The sequence below is a fragment of the Lachnoanaerobaculum gingivalis genome, assembly GCF_003862475.1.
In the GTDB taxonomy this organism is placed as follows: Bacteria; Bacillota; Clostridia; order Lachnospirales; family Lachnospiraceae; genus Lachnoanaerobaculum; species Lachnoanaerobaculum gingivalis.
The window spans coordinates 83824-99695 of the sequence record NZ_RRCO01000006.1; the positions used below are offsets into that span (position 1 = coordinate 83824).

Sequence of the window (15872 nt, forward strand, 5' to 3'; positions counted from 1 at the left end):
TATACTCTTTAAGTCATAAATACCCTATTTAATAAGGCCTCTTAACTTACTATTTATACATATTTATTATCTTTAATCTTTTTATTTGTTTTAGAAGGTGATAGCAATAAAACAAATAAAACAACTTTACCAATCAATCCAATAATAATACTGCCAGCGAATACATCCTCCAGCAAATCGGAGTATGACCTGCCGTCATTAACTATTACTATCCACAAATATAACATGAAGGAAATTAATGTTGGTATATGCCAAAATATATGATATATACTTCTCCCTCCGTCCCTTAACCTTCTAACTTGAATAGCTGTATCCGGAATAGCATTAACTCCCGCCCAAATGGTGAAAAACCAATTACCCAGTTCTTGTCTGGTAAACGCAAGTAACATTGTTCCAGCAAACCAAATCACCATATTTATTACTGTAGTAATCCAATATCCTGCTCTTGTCGTTTTACCTTCAAAATTAAAGTAATTACTCCAATAAGCTCCATAGGAATTCATTTTTTTTAGCTCACTATCTTCCGCAAATCTTCCAGCCTCCACCAACACCTGTTGTATATTAGGCTGTGCAGTTCCTTCATTTTGAACAGTGGTTGTTTTTTCTCTTTTCTGATACATTTGTCTGGTATAGTCACCATAGCTGCTATCTCTTGAACGGATTTCCTCATATATACTATTAGAATCCTCTTTTCCTTCTAAATCTCTCCCTCTACTTTCATATATTGAATGAGTCTGTGATGTCGTTCTTTCTTGGTATTCAGACTGTTTACCTATTAATAATTCTCTATTTAGTGATACTTCCCTTACTGTAGAATTATCTATTATATTGATATTTTCTTGAATTTCCATATCAAAAATATTTCTGCAATTAGGGTTTCTTGGTAAGGTTAATGCTCTATTAATCTCATCGTCATTTGCTATTTTATATTCGTTCAAGTCATTTAATACTTCTTTTGCGTTTTGATATCTGTCTTCAGGATTATAGGCACACATCTTCTTTATTATCTTATGTAGTTCTTCACTGCATTCCAAGGCTCTTGGAATCTCTTCTCCCTGCTGGCGTAGCTGAAAGGCTCTCTCAATACTTCTTGAAGTAAGCCTTTCCTCTCCTAAAAATGGTAAACGATTCTTATTTAACAGCTTATATATCACTATACCGAGTGCATATAAGTCTACATTGTGAGAGTATCTTTTTCCCTGATAAACTTCAGGAGCCATATAGTTGTCTGTACCTTTATGAGAAAGACTTCTACTGCTTGCTGAAGTATCTCTTGCTATTCCAAAATCACCCAGCTTATAAATACCTTTTTTGCTGCGGAAAAGATTAGCTGTTTTGATATCTCTGTGAATTATATTGTGATTCTCACATTCTTGGAGCCCTTCCAGAATATCCATCGCCATGTTCATTACATCACCCACAGATAGCTCTTCTCTTTTAATAAATGAATCTAAGCTTTCCAAAAGTTCCATTCTAATTAGAATATACCATCCAAGTCTTCCACTTGGATCCTCCATAATTTCAAAATCCTGTACTTGTACAATATTTGCATTCTCTCCCAAAGTCTGCATCAGTTGTATTTCTTCTTTGTACCTTATAACCTCCGGATAGAAAAAATCCTTCAGTTGATCTTCTGTAAGACCATAAGCAGCTTTTATTTCTCCTACTTCATCATCGCTCTTTGGTATCCTCACTACCTTTACCGCTGCTTTTTGTACAACTCCCATACGCTCTTTTTGAACAAAATATACTTGCCCAAATGAGCCCTCTCCCAGTTTTTCGCCGATGCTCCAGTCGCTCCAAACTCTTTGTATAATATCTCTATATTCCATTTCACGCTCTCTTCTCTTTTTATTTTTGTACTTCTACTCAGATACCTATTACTTCTTTTTGGATGGACTGGCTAATAAAATCAGCATTATTATGAAAATAATAAATCCCAATAGACTCCATGACGGGTTATCTCTTACTAAAAGTGTAATAATAAGAGAAACTATATTATACCAAATAAGATTATAGGGACTAAATCCGGCATCCCTTAAACGTCTTGCCATCATAGCAGTCGATGGAATAAAAGTAATAATACACCACACCAAAAGTAAGATCCTAACAAAAATAAGTGGTATAGTAATAATTACATTAATTAATACAACTATCCAATAATCACCTCTTGATGTTCTTCCTTTGAAATTAAAAGCATTTTCCCAGTATGAAAGATACGGATTACCTGTAGTAAGCTCTTCGACAAAATCTACATTAGGACTTTGTCCCTCTACAGTAGTTTCTTGAATATTTGGTTGTGCATTTTCAACAACTTGATTTGACGGAGCTTCTTCCCTTTTTTTATACATTTTTACAGTATAATCACCCTTGCCTATTTTTTTTGTACCATCTTCTTCATGTATATTACCCATGTTTTACTCCTTAACCTGTCTCTACGCTCCATATGCTTAACACAATATCTCATTATTCCATAACGGCTCTTTTCTATTTTTAGATACTTGCATTACTCAGAAACTGTCGACTCTGTTCCTTTTGCTTTTACATCCAACCTTATAATAGTAGTATTATCCTTTCCACCTCTTTCCATTGCCAAACCTAGAAGGTAATCTACAGAGCTTACACCGGATTTATTGCTTATTGCCTCTCCTATTTCTTCCGGAGTGACATAATCTGTCAATCCGTCACTACATAGTAAAAATGTATCATCTTCTTTTAATTTCAAGTCTACTATATGTGGTACCAGTTCATATTCTGATGCATCCATACCCAAAAACTGACTAAGCCCTCCTCTGATCTGTTTTTCCACCCCATTCTCTGTAATTGTAATATTCATAGTGTCCAATTTATTTTGTTGTGTAACTTCACCATTACGAATCAAAAAAATCCTACTATCCCCAACACTAACTATATATGCCCTATTCTCTACAAAAAATATAGCTATAATTGTGGTTCCCGATTGCTTTACATTATTTTCCAATGCCATTTGGCACACTTTTTCATTTAGACTATATATCAAGCTTGTAAATACCTTTTCTCTTCCTTTAGTATCAAGCTTAGGCAATATTTCCAAAATATCCCTTTTTATATCAGAAAAAAAGCCGGCAGCCTCAAGTGATGCCTGTGCTCCCAGCTTTTCGCCCCCCATCCCGTCCATAATACCGTAGGCTTGAGGTAAAGTAACCTTTTGTATTTCTAATCGAATGGAATTTGACTTATTCCCATTAACAAATTCTCCAAAAGAAAAATTATCCTGATTTTCTGTCCTCTTCCTTCCAACATCACTGACTAAGATACCACTTAAAGTGTACTCTAATGGTTCGAATAATTTATTCCAAAACATTTCTAAAATCACTGGCAGCTTCAACATTTTGCTGCTCAGCTTGCTGATACAAATTCGCCAACTCTGTAAGGGCTTCAGAGTGCTTATCAATTATTCTCTTAAGTTTATCAAAGCTTCCTTGGAACCTCTTAAAATTATTCATATATGTATTTGCAGCTTCACCCGACCAAATTCCACTCAAGCTCTGTGCTGTTTGAAGCATGTTATTAGCTATTTGATACATATTATTTCCTGCTGATGTAAACTCTGCCGCATTCTTTGTCAACTCACCCGGAGTTACTAAAATATTACCATCCATTTTATATCACTTGCTCCTTTACATTCTTTTCTGTGCAGCTTCTGCCGCTCTAGCCTCTGCCATCTCATATTGCTTTGCTGTTTCATCCAGCTTTACAATAAATCTTTGCAACTCCTGAAAAAATGGCTGGCATTCATTGTAACTGGTCATAAATGCATTATGAAAGCTATCCTTAGCTGCACCCTGCCACATACCTGACAAACTGTTTTCCCTTTCCTGAAGCTCATTCATTTTCTGTGCTAAGTTTTTTACACCTGTTTGCAGTTCCTCTGACTTTTGTCTAAGAACCGCAGGTGTTACTTTAATTTCTGCCATATTTAACTCCTATTCTGATTACTCGCCAATTGGCTAATGTTTTTTGTTGACTTAAGTATATCAAAAAAACTTTTCTAAGCACCCACACAAACATGTGGTTTTCCCATATTTTCATAGCCATTTAATCATTTCCTAAAACCTTGGCAAAATAACCCTTTTATCAACTGCTTCCAACGCAATCTTTGCCATATTGTGCATACCCGTTTTGCTTGTTAAATTTTTTACATGATAACGTACTGTATTTTGTGATATATGGCAGTCCTCTGCCACCTCCGCATATGTACATCCTTTTGCAAAGCTTCTTAAAACTGCCAACTCCGCTTCTGTAAGTTCCTCAATCTTGGCATTTCCAAGGGTAACTGCCGGAAAATCATCTACAAATTTTTTTTCTCCAACAGACACATCATCTAATACATTTAAAATCCCATGCTGCATACTTTCTTTAAACCAAAATCCGTCACATCCGAAATTTTTAGCCTGTTTAATAAAACTTTGATCAAGCATTGATGTCATAATAATCACTTTAATACCAAGAAATCGCTCCTTTATCTTCCTTGCCAAATCAAGCCCTGAACTGTCGCCCAAGCATACATCCATCAATACAATATTTATTCGTCCGGATTCACAAGCCGGCTCTACATTTTCAACTCCTCGAAATTTGCACATGATTTTATACTTATGCTTCGCTTTCTCAAGTTCCAACTCTAAATATTCCATTGTAACCGGTGAATCCTCCACAATCATAATGCCAATCACTTAATCACCTCCTTAATAAAAATGATATCTCTAGCCTTCCTTCTTCTGCTTTTAGATACATGGGAATATCTTTTTGTTTTAAATATTCTCTAATTCCTGAAATTCCTCCGCCTTCACTAAATCCTTCCTTTAACCCTGTACCATTATCTCTAATATAAACTCGTACTTTATCTTCTTCTATATCTTGTGTGACAAACACTTTTGTAGCTGAACCATGACGAATAGCATTCATCATAGATTCTCTTACACAAAAATAAAAAATAGGTTCATAAATTTCTCTAAACCAATTTTGCTTTGGAAGGTATAATTTACAATTAAACAGAGATGCCAACTCCATCAGTTCTCTTTTTTCATCTATCTTCTCGGGCAAGGAAATACTACCTGACAGATTATCTAACAGTCTCTTCCATATTTGTAATACCTTTTCTTTGTCCATTCCCTCTCCTTTATTCATATACCTGTAGCCCGACTGTAAACAGTCTCCAAATTCTCGGTGCAGGTTCATCTTTAAAGTGAGATATTTCTGTTCAGAATTTATATTTATTACACTTTGTATCATATGAGCATATTTCTTATTTTCCTCAGCCAAAGTCTTTAATGTTTTTCTTATTTCATTTTGCAGGTTATAAAGATTGGTGATTTCCTCAGCCCTTATCTGCCAAAATCCAATATCTAAAAACTCTCTTCTTATTCTCCATACTTCTTCCCCTATACTAAAGAAAAGTTCAGATTCCCCACATTTATATTCTGCAACAGGATATTTTTGTAATCCTTCTTTCTTCCAACACTCCCATGTCATTTCAAAGTTTGGAATATATCTTCCCAAAAGAATCTGATTGAGCTCATACATCTTATTATTAATTAACACTGGAACCCCCTTAATATTTACAAAGGCTATTCCCACAGGTACACTATTTAACGCCTGTACTACACAATCCATCTCCAACATAGGATCATTACGAATTTTACTATCTATATACAAAGGTAAGCCAATCAAAAGCGGTATAAAGACTTGTATCTTGCGAATCAAATCAATCTCCTCACCATATATATAGTGAAGGCGGATATATCCTCCATACCAGATCAAATCTGCTGTTAAAATACAACTTATAACCAAAAAAACAAGTTCTTTTTTTATTCCTTTTCTTTTTGAAAATATTGAAGTGTCTTTTTTATATACAGCTAATCGTCGCATACAACATCCTGATAAAGAGCATATACTCCATCCGGCTCCGGCAGCAAGTAATGTCACCAAAAGAACATCAATTATGTACATACATATTCTGCCCTCCCTTTATCCTTATAGACTACACTGATTTCCTGTCTTTTACCCTCTCTTATTTCAAAGATATCGATATTATTCAAATTAGGGCTTTCTATACTAAAAAACCATTCCAAGAAATCATCTTTATTTAAAATAGTAGAACTCTCGATAATTATCTTGGCTTTTCTTCCATCTTTCATATGTAATTCCATACACTCCGGTGCATATTCTCCCCATTCAATTAATAAAATCCACAATTTGCAAATTAGCAATGCTATGTCCTGTGAAACATTCCCTTTTCCTTCACATACTTCTACAGTTCTAATGCCCGGAAACCATCTCAACTTCTCTCCAAATTCTACAAAGCAAAGTCGCATTTCATCCTGTGTAATAGTTTTTCCACCCTGACATAGCAAAAAAATATTTACATAGCGTTTTAAAAATACCGATATCCAGAGCATTTTTCTAAAACAAGAGTCCATATTCATTCCTTCTCTTTTAAAGTCCGTGTAAGCTCTCTTCAACGCTATAATTTGGTCTTTTACAACTATACTAAGTTTTTCAAATACTTCTTTTTGATTTCTAACACTTCTTTCTCTCTGTTCCCACTGAAATCGCTCCTGCACCAAATCCAATTTCAGCTCCAGTTCTTCCTGATTTTGCTTTAACACATCAATAGCTTGATACATTTTTCTATTATCAATTCTCCAGACTAAATATCCTCCGGGGAATTGGCTTTCATAGTATGTATACCCGGTTCCATTTTCCAATTTCCCAAGCTTTATAAGCTGCTCCTTTTCATCAAATGACAAATCTTTCATATCTGTAGATTGTAAATGAACATCTCCGTCAATATTTAAAATTTCCATCCCTATATGTGAATTATGAAAAACATACCCATGATACCTATTCCCCTGAACATATCCTAAATATATACAAAACTCCCAAAATAAAGCTTCTACTAAAAATACAAAATATGCCAATTCAAACGGTTCATTATTCCAAATCATCGCTCCTGAAACATATGGAATTAAATATATAAAAATACAAAAAAGTGTCAAAAATGGAAGTGCTTTTTGTAATTTAGTAGTCTTAATCTCCTTACTTACTCTATATACCAAATATATTTTTAAACTATGAAAGACAAATCCCCATAACAGCATAATATAAAACAAAATTCCCGGGACAAATTGCAAATTAACACCTTCATTAGGTGATTTTACAAAAAACAACATATGAAACTCATTAGTCATCATAAGAATCAATAAAATAGCTGCCGGCAATAACACCCACAAAAAACGCCTTTTAGGAAAAAAGCTCTGTGGTTTCCCCAAACAAAGAGCTGCAAAAAATCCCGGTAGTGGCAGTACAACTCCCAATACACCATAAAAATACCCGCTAATTCTAAACCACAACGGATCTATATTAAAAATAAGTAATTGCAAGCATCCATACAGTGCAAAAATAAACATAAATCCATATGCACAGAGTAAAAAAAATCGAACTCCTTTTTGAATAATTCGTATTCTTATAGCATTCCACCAAACACATAGTGCTATTTGATGCATAAGATACAATAAAACAGATAGAAAAATATCCCAAAAAGTATTTTCCTTTCCTTGTCCAAAAATAGGATTTTCTCTAAAACATGTTGTATTGCTTTCAATTTTCCAAGCCAGCCTTGCAGACAACACTAATAACAATATTGTTCCCAATATCCACAGATATGATCTATCTTTTAAAACATTAGGCTTTTTTACTTTGAATATATCCATCAATTATTACGTCCTTTGTTTTTATGTCATATTCCATTTATAGCCAAATCTTTATCCATATACCATAAGTATAAAGATTCTTAAGAATATTTTATCATATCATTAAGATTATTCAACACATATCTAGTTATAATCTAATTAATTGTCGCTCCATAACATTATACTCTAGTGTATTTTGTATACTGAATATTTTGTTCTAAAAACATACTATAACGGTAATATTAAGAATTGCTAATAAAAAAGCAATCACACATATACTGTGTGACTGCTCTGTTTCTACCTCGCATTCTCCGTCTTATAATTTTCCACAATCCTGTATTTTCTGCTTGGACTTGTGGTGTCATACTGCTTTTGGTATGCTCCGCTATCATCCACCCAGTAATAGGTAGAGTTTACGGCTGATTTTATATAACAGCTTACAAAAAGATATGAGTCCTTGCCAAAGCAATAGTCCTTGCTGCCTATATTCTTCCATTCCGCCTTGGCATATCTATAATCCTTATCTACATACCACCATCTTCTGTTGTCATTATAATCCTTTATCCAGCCTCTTACATAGTTTCCGCTTATAAAACCCTCAGATATATGAAACCATGGATTGTATCTGCTGGCTATTCTACCGCTTGCTTTTACCACTTCTCCTGCACTTAAGTTTTTTACAACTCCTGCACTTGTATTTGGCGCGGTTCTTATCCTTACTCCACTGCCTACAATAGTTAAGTTTGCAGTAATGGGTATCTCATTTGCAGCCGGTTTATATGACTGATTAGGTCTACTGCCTGGGCCAGGCTTATTTCCCTGATTCTGATTGTTACCTGGGCCTGGCTTAGGACCTTTACTATCATAATCAGGTCTTGCAAATCCTACTATTGTATAGCCTCTGCCGTCAAAGTTTCTGGTCATTTTCATTACCATACCACCATTTGCAATATCGGTACTTCCAGTATTTCCCTCTATGGTTTCATAGCTGCCGTCTTTATTTACCGCCACCACGAGACCTGCATGATTTACTCTTCTGCTCTGTCCTGCTCCATTACTCAAAATAAGTATAATATCGCCCTTTTTTCCACTGTCAAAGAGCATATTTTTATTCTTATAATGAGAATATACGGTTTCTGTGGATGCGGTCTTCATTCCGTCACAAAAGACATGGCTTGCCCCGCTCATTCTGAAGATATCCCAAAGAAAGGTCACACACCATGGATAAGAACTGGCACTGTTATCATATACCTCCTGCCCGTAGTAATTTGTGTTAAACAATACATTATTGCTCTCGGGAGGATCTTCGCTCACTCCGATATACTCCCCCGCCTTTCTTATAACATTATCCCTCAAAGACATATCCGACTCCTTTCTAAAAAAGACCACAGAAACTCTGTAGTCTTTTATATTACTGTTTTATCCTGATATCGCCATCTGTTATTTCTATCCTGCCTTCTTTCAAAAGATGTCCTACAGCTCTTTTAAAAGCATTCTTGCTAAGCTTAAGCTCCGCCTTTATTCTATCCGGAGAAACACTCTCATCAAAGCCTAAACTGCCGCCTCTGTTCTCAATTATATTGTAAAGAACATCCGCATCGGTAAGCAACTGTCTGTAAGCCTTCTTTCTCGGGCTCAAATCAAGCTTTCCGTCTTCTCTTACTCTTATAACTCTCATATCAAGTCTGTCACCAATCTTGATATCCTCAAAGCTCTCATTCGGCGGGATCATACCGTTGTATTTGTCATCAACAGCTACAAATATACCCATCTTTTTAATTTCAAATACCGTTCCTACGACCTCGTCATCCTTTTTGTATGGGCTGTTTGGTGAAAGATGTGAATAAACCTTTGCACTGGCTGCAAGTCTGTTACTCTTATCCACATAAAGATATACAAGTATCTCATCTCCCTCTTTTACCTTATTTACAGTCTCCTTAAAAGGTAAAAGCACATCTCTTTCAAGTCCTATATCAAGAAATGCCCCTATTCCTGTAGTAGATTTTACCTGTAGTCTTCCGACTTCTCCAACTAAAATTTTTGGTCTTCTGGTAGTAGCAATAAGTCTGTCTTTACTGTCACGATATACAAATACTTCTATCTCACTTCCTACTTCACAGCCTTCCGGCACTTCCTTCATAGGCAGAAGTACATCTTCACCGTTTCCGTCTGTAAGATATACACCGAAATCTTTTTTTCTGTCAACTTTCAGGCTCTGTATTTTTCCTAATTCCATAAGTCCCCCTTAATATTCAAATCTGACGATAGCATATGTATCTCCCTTTAGATCTGCCAGATTTACAATATATGAATTTTCATTCTTTGTAACTCTAGGTAAAATCACATCATTCAATACGGCCGCCTTCTTGTATTGTACACTTATTTTTTTTACTTTGAAATCTTCTTCAATAATATTTTTTGCTTTACTTACATATACTGCATTATTCATATGATGATTTGTATCCAAATCATTTTTACTTACCACTATTTCATTGCCAAGCTCATACTCTGTCGGTATATCAAACTTTCTGACAATCTCCGTCATATCGAGGCGTTTTTCATTTCCTGCCAAATACTTTTTTAAAGCTTCATCTGTAGGTTTGGTAGGTCTTTTATTGTCCAAGTCATAATGAAACCATATGGAATCGGCTTTTACCAAGAACTCACCGTTTTCATCTTTTAAAAAGAAATTCCTATAGCCGTAAAAGCTTTTAAAGTTGTACGCAAATGTACCTACTTCCACTTTTTGCGCAAGTCCCGGCAATCTGCTTATATCTATCTGCCAGGAATTAACCCACCAGGCTTCCTTTTTTCCTTGTAAATATTTTATTCCAAGTCCCAGATCCTCGGATTGAAATGTTGAACAGTCCTGAAATAAATTCAAAAGTCCTACCAAAGACAGCTCTCCATTCTCCCCCAACTCACTGTATCTGATTCTTTCATTAAATGAATACATTTGACTACCTTACCTCACTGTCTCTTATTTTAAAAGAGATTTGAAATACTTGAAAATTTCCTCACCTACTACCGCATCATCTCTTCTTTGTTTATAAGACATTCTCTCAGGATGAAACTGTGTAGCGATAATCGGTAATTCTTCATGTATAACAGCTTCACATACTCCGTCATCGGAGCGCAAAACCTCCTTCAGTCCTTTTCCGAGTTTTTTTGTTCCTTGATGATGTGCGGAGTTTATATTGAAAATTTTACCATAAAATTTTTCAAACAAATTTCCTTCTTCTACACTTTTTACACTGTGTATGCTGTCATTACCATTTTTTCTTGTATGAATATCTCTTGTTACAAGATCCTGATGTAAACTTCCTCCAAAATAGATATTTATAAGCTGCATACCTCTGCAAATTCCTAAGATAGGCTTTTTTGCCTTGACAAATGCATCCAAAATATCTCTTTGTGCTTTATCAAGCTCTCTGTCAGGCTCATCAGAGCCGTTCATTTCTTCGCCATAGTAAACAGGATCTATATCTCCACCACCCGGAAGAAGCAAACCGTCACATTTTATGGCTTCATCCACATCAAGAGTTGCAATAACTTCTATGTCATTTTCTTTGAGCGCATCGATATAATTTGTCAAGCTTTCAGTCCCTGCAAGTGCTACCTTCTTCATAAAAAATCCTCATCTGTATATACTAAAAAACTCCCACAAACATCTTCGTTTGAATGGGAGTTGTAAAAGCTGGGCTACTAGGATTCGAACCTAGAAATGCTGGAGTCAGAGTCCAGTGCCTTACCATTTGGCGATAACCCAAAACTGACTTTAATAGGATAATCTATTGAGTCAGTTTTGTCAATAGTAATTTAAAAAACTTACTAAAAAAATTATATTCCTAGGGTGAAAAGTTTATTTCCACAACCCCTATGCTAAAGTTGCGTTTAGTCTTACACATATTTCAACTTTTACAATAGTTGCGTTTAGTAGTACAATTCAGATAAGACAGCTACCGGAAAGGTAGGTAACACTATTACATCTTTAAACTCATTTTCACATTTAACCCTTGAAGATAGACGAATTATTCTAACGGGTATTACTAACGGCTCCACTAAGACTGCTATTGCTGAAACTATTGGTAAAGATAAATCAACTGTTTGTAAAGAAATCAAGTCACATCGTAAGCTGACATACAGGTGCAGCATGCCGCTTGAATTTAGTAACTACAAGAAGTGCCCTTTTGGACGTGAATGCAAAACTGATTGTATACTTTACTCTCCATTCCACTGCAAAAGACGTGACCGCTCTCCCGGTGCCTGTAACGGCTGCACAAACTGGCGTCATTGTCGTTTTAACAAATATAAATATTCTCCGGAAGATGCATGGAATGATTATCATTATACACTGGTAGACTCCAGACAAGGAGTAAATCTTACAGTTAAACAAGCTAAGGACATTGCTGATGTGATAGCACCACTCCTTAAACAAGGTTTATCTCCATATCAAATACTTGCTTCTCACCCTGAACTTGGTATTTCTGAAAAGACTTTATACAACTACATAGAAGGCGATATATTTCATGAAATAGCCGGTATAAGCGTTCTTGACCTTAGAAGGCAAGTCTCTCGTAAAATTCCAAGAAAGAAGTCTAATGGTTTTAAGAAAAGGGCTGACAACAAACATCTGATTGGACGTAACTACAATGACTATAAGCAATATATTGACGAAAATCCTAATGCTCTTATAACGCAGATGGATACAGTCTATAACAACGAAACCACAGGTCCATTTATCCAAACTTTTAAGTTTATTCCATCAGGCATCCTATTTGCAATCTACCAAACTGAAAAGACTTCCACTGCTATGAAGAATGGAGTCGATACTTTAGAAGACATTCTCGGCAATGATGTATTTAGAAAATATGTAAATGTCTTGCTAACTGATAGAGGTTCTGAATTTTATGCGGCAAAGGATATGGAAACAGATATAGATGGCTCCACACGCACCAGGGTATTCTACTGTGACCCGATGCAATCAGGTCAGAAAGGTTCTCTTGAAAACAATCACATACAACTACGTTACATACTTCCAAAACAAACAGACTTGACGTCTATTGGCTTAATCAATCAAAACTCCCTTAACCTTGTTATAAGTCATATAAATTCTGCACCTGTTGAAAAATTTGGTGGCAAGAGTCCTTTAGAGGTTGCTTCCTTTATGTATCATGACCTCTATGAAAAACTTATAGCATATGGTATCAAGGAAATAGAAAAAGATAGGATTGTTTTAAAACCCTATCTTCTAAAAAATAGATAACTCTTATTATAGGTAGCTGTCAAGAGCGTCTCAAACAGGTATTTTACAAGTGGAAGTTAGTCCTACACTCAAAAAAATTCGATTAAAATCCACTTATTTGTGATGCAAAAAATTACACCTATACGCCCAAATAGCTCCCTATAATATTTATATTGTAACAGTTATTGCACCTTTTTAGTAGTATAAATGTTATATTTCTTTGATTCTGTAACACTAAATGCAACTTACATAATTTTACTTTTTAAGTTGAACTAACATTTACACTTCAGCAAAAAATTATATTTTTTTGTTAAAGCCTAGTTTAAGCTCTATCCTGCAGTTATCATGTTCACTTTCACAGTTAAACTGTATTTGCCACACCCTCTCTTCAACACCTTTATGATTGCTGAAATAAACTTCATTTATATTTATATTTCCACCATTTTCCACATCTATGCAAAGTGTTGCTTTTTTCCCTGTTATTAAAATTCTTTTATTTTCTATTTTAGGCTTTATGGATGTTATCAGGTTTTCAGTCAAAGTATATTTATCAGATGACAATACATCCTCTATAGTAATAATGTTCTCATTACTGTAAAGTTCTACATTTCTGTCAAGTTCGATATTCTTTAAGCCATAGGCGGATGCATAAGACATTCTTATCTGCCCTGTTTTTGGTGATTCAAAACTTAAACATTTATACTCTTCACCCGCTTTTTGTTCCTCGCCGTTTATTAGCGGTACATTATGTGAAAGACTTCTGTTATTAAATATTTTATATCTTGTATCATCTTTAAAATAATCCTTTGTATACTCACCACATCCAAGATCTTTAAGGAATATTTCTCCGGCATAGCTTAGTATGAAACTACCTATATCATTATGGTTGTGAGGTTCATTATTATTACCTCCTTTGATTGCAAGTCCTGTATCACCACTGTTCCATATAGCCCACTGTGCTTCTTTATAAAAGATAAATTTGTACTCATCTTTTTGGGCTTGATATTCACTTTTTTTATCCTCTAAAAATTCACTTACCCATAAATCATCCTGTAGATTTGCCATAAATCTATAGCAACCGTCAGAGTCAAATTTCATAGCAAGGTCTATAGGCGGGATTTCAAAGCCCTTAAATTTACTCTTTAAAAAGCAAGCGAGTCCAAGTCTGAATCTGTCATTGGTTGAACCGTCAGAAAAACTTATGGTATTGCCACCCGGTAAAAAGCAGTTCTGTTGAAACAATACAATATTTTCAAGTCTCTTATCGGCATACAAATTTTTTTCTGCATCAGTATATTCATACAGCTGCCTTGCAAAACCGAAAAAATATTCCATACCATATGTAAAATAACTCATTCCCTCAAGACATACACCGTCTTTGCTGAAACCTCCTATATATTTGTCCAGACACAGTTTGACTCTATCAAGTATTTTGTCTCTTACACCTTTATCATCCGGCAGATACAATACGGCGCTACCTATACTTGATGCACATACCGATATCCAGTTGTTGTCCCAGTTTTCCCATATGTGATATCCGTATTCGCTTTCCACATAAGGTTTTATTATCCTCTTCCACACATTTTCTTTTATAATGTCTGTACATTCCTCAGATAATATCTTACCCAAATAATGGCATATACATGATAGGGCCTGTGCAGTTTCAGCCGCAAATAAATCTATGGTATACTTCCAATCGTATTTACTCATATCAACATGTGCAGGCAAAGCCCATGTATCTTCTTTACATATTGCATATATTATCTCTTCAAGCTTTTTTATATATATTTTTTCCTTATGCCATAATGTAACAAAGAAGAATACATTCAAAAATTTTCTTCTCTCAAAATATAGCTTTTCATACATAAGTCTGTTTCCGGTCTGTTCATACAGCAAAAACTTCTCTTCACTAAGTACAGGTAACTCTTTATACAGTAATTCCCTACTATAGTTTTCTATATCTCTCTTAAATTCTTCGAGATGTATTCTTATTGCTTCAAAATATTTCATAATTTATTCTTTCACTGCACCTATCATAATACCCTTGGTAAAATACTTTTGTAAGAAAGGATAAGCACATAGTATCGGTAAGGTTGCAACTATAACAGTCGCATATCTTATCGTTGCTCCCACGGCTTCCAAATCCCCTGAAGATACTCCCTGTGTCATAACTGAAGTGTCATTTGAAAGCAAAATTTCTCTAAGTATAACCTGAAGCGGGTACATAGTTCTGTCTGTGAGTATAGTGGAGGCCCAAAACCATCCGTTCCATACACCCACGCCATAGTATAAAAGCATAACTGCAAGTACAGGTTTTGAAAGCGGCAATACTATTGAAAACAGAATTCTTATATGTCCTGCCCCGTCTATTCTTGCGGCCTCACTGAGTGACTTCGGTATACTTTCAAATGATGTCTTTAAAATAATCATATTGTAGGTACTTATCATAAAAGGAAGAATAAGCCCCCAATGACTGTTCATCAAATGCAAGGATCTCAGATTCTGATAAAATGGTATCATACCTCCGCTTATAAACATAGTCAGAGTGATAATAAACATCAAAGGCTTCTTAAATAACACCCTATCTCTTGAAAAGAAATATGCTCCTATTGATGTCATAGTTATTTGCAATATCAAACTTATAACCAGAATTTTGATAGTATTCAAATAGCCTGATAAAATCATTTTATTTTTAAATACAGCAATATATGCCGCTATATTCGGCTTTATCGGAAACAGCAATACACCGCTGTGTTGCATAATCAGATTTCCGTTTGATAATGAAGCCATCAACACATACCATATAGGATATATACATAACAGGGCAAGTATGGATAAAATACATATATTAAACAAATTGAATATGCTTACTGCACTTGAATTCTTCTTTTTCATTA

Annotated in this window: 15 protein-coding genes and 1 tRNA gene; 1 reads left to right on the forward strand and 15 read right to left on the reverse strand. The window is 35.0% G+C overall.

The window, feature by feature from the left end; genetic code table 11:
- Nucleotides 1–53: 53 nt before the first annotated feature.
- From EHV10_RS12215 to EHV10_RS12275, 13 genes are all read right to left on the reverse strand, one after another.
- Complete coding sequence (locus EHV10_RS12215) at nt 54–1832, reverse strand: protein kinase domain-containing protein (protein WP_128674887.1); 1779 nt, start codon at nt 1830–1832, stop codon at nt 54–56.
- A gap of 48 nt (nt 1833–1880) precedes the next feature.
- Nucleotides 1881–2414 (reverse strand): DUF805 domain-containing protein, encoded by a 534-nt coding sequence (locus EHV10_RS12220; RefSeq protein WP_128674888.1) that lies wholly within the window; start codon nt 2412–2414, stop codon nt 1881–1883.
- A gap of 92 nt (nt 2415–2506) precedes the next feature.
- Complete coding sequence (locus EHV10_RS12225) at nt 2507–3370, reverse strand: PP2C family protein-serine/threonine phosphatase (RefSeq protein ID WP_330508548.1); 864 nt, start codon at nt 3368–3370, stop codon at nt 2507–2509.
- The gene (locus EHV10_RS12230; protein ID WP_128674889.1) at nt 3330–3641 is read right to left on the reverse strand and encodes a WXG100 family type VII secretion target; all 312 of its coding nucleotides are present in this window, start codon (nt 3639–3641) and stop codon (nt 3330–3332) included. Before EHV10_RS12230 ends, EHV10_RS12225 begins: the two co-directional genes overlap by 41 nt.
- A gap of 18 nt (nt 3642–3659) precedes the next feature.
- Nucleotides 3660–3956: a WXG100 family type VII secretion target gene (locus EHV10_RS12235; protein WP_128674890.1), complete on the reverse strand. Its 297-nt coding sequence runs from the start codon at nt 3954–3956 to the stop codon at nt 3660–3662.
- A 132-nt stretch (nt 3957–4088) separates the two neighbouring features.
- Nucleotides 4089–4712, reverse strand: a complete 624-nt coding sequence (locus tag EHV10_RS12240; RefSeq protein WP_128674891.1) for a response regulator transcription factor — start codon at nt 4710–4712, stop codon at nt 4089–4091.
- 4 nt (nt 4713–4716) lie between these two features.
- Nucleotides 4717–5988, reverse strand: a complete 1272-nt coding sequence (locus tag EHV10_RS12245; protein ID WP_128674892.1) for a sensor histidine kinase — start codon at nt 5986–5988, stop codon at nt 4717–4719.
- Nucleotides 5979–7751, reverse strand: coding sequence for a histidine kinase N-terminal 7TM domain-containing protein (locus EHV10_RS12250; protein WP_128674893.1), 1773 nt, complete (start codon nt 7749–7751; stop codon nt 5979–5981). The genes EHV10_RS12245 and EHV10_RS12250 overlap by 10 nt, the downstream gene beginning before the upstream one ends.
- Before the next feature lie 276 nt (nt 7752–8027).
- Nucleotides 8028–9092, reverse strand: a complete 1065-nt coding sequence (locus tag EHV10_RS12255) for an SH3 domain-containing protein (protein WP_128674894.1) — start codon at nt 9090–9092, stop codon at nt 8028–8030.
- A 49-nt stretch (nt 9093–9141) separates the two neighbouring features.
- Entirely contained in the window at nt 9142–9966 is an 825-nt protein-coding gene (locus EHV10_RS12260; protein WP_128674895.1) for a CvfB family protein, read from the reverse strand.
- Between the two features lie 9 nt (nt 9967–9975).
- Complete coding sequence (locus EHV10_RS12265; protein WP_128674896.1) at nt 9976–10686, reverse strand: acyl-[acyl-carrier-protein] thioesterase; 711 nt, start codon at nt 10684–10686, stop codon at nt 9976–9978.
- A gap of 24 nt (nt 10687–10710) precedes the next feature.
- Complete coding sequence (locus EHV10_RS12270; protein WP_128674897.1) at nt 10711–11358, reverse strand: gamma-glutamyl-gamma-aminobutyrate hydrolase family protein; 648 nt, start codon at nt 11356–11358, stop codon at nt 10711–10713.
- Nucleotides 11359–11427: 69 nt separating this feature from the next.
- Nucleotides 11428–11499, reverse strand: a tRNA-Gln gene (locus EHV10_RS12275).
- A 213-nt stretch (nt 11500–11712) separates the two neighbouring features.
- Here EHV10_RS12275 and EHV10_RS12280 point away from each other — a divergent pair.
- Nucleotides 11713–12996 (forward strand): helix-turn-helix domain-containing protein, encoded by a 1284-nt coding sequence (locus tag EHV10_RS12280; RefSeq protein ID WP_128674898.1) that lies wholly within the window; start codon nt 11713–11715, stop codon nt 12994–12996.
- 276 nt (nt 12997–13272) lie between these two features.
- On the opposite strand, the gene EHV10_RS12285 is transcribed toward EHV10_RS12280, so the two are convergent.
- Together EHV10_RS12285 and EHV10_RS12290 are read right to left on the reverse strand one after the other, a co-directional pair.
- Nucleotides 13273–14985, reverse strand: a complete 1713-nt coding sequence (locus EHV10_RS12285; protein ID WP_128674899.1) for a heparinase II/III domain-containing protein — start codon at nt 14983–14985, stop codon at nt 13273–13275.
- A gap of 3 nt (nt 14986–14988) precedes the next feature.
- A complete protein-coding gene (locus tag EHV10_RS12290; protein WP_128674900.1) occupies nt 14989–15870 on the reverse strand; it encodes a carbohydrate ABC transporter permease in 882 nt (293 codons plus the stop codon).
- Between the last annotated feature and the right edge of the window lie 2 nt (nt 15871–15872).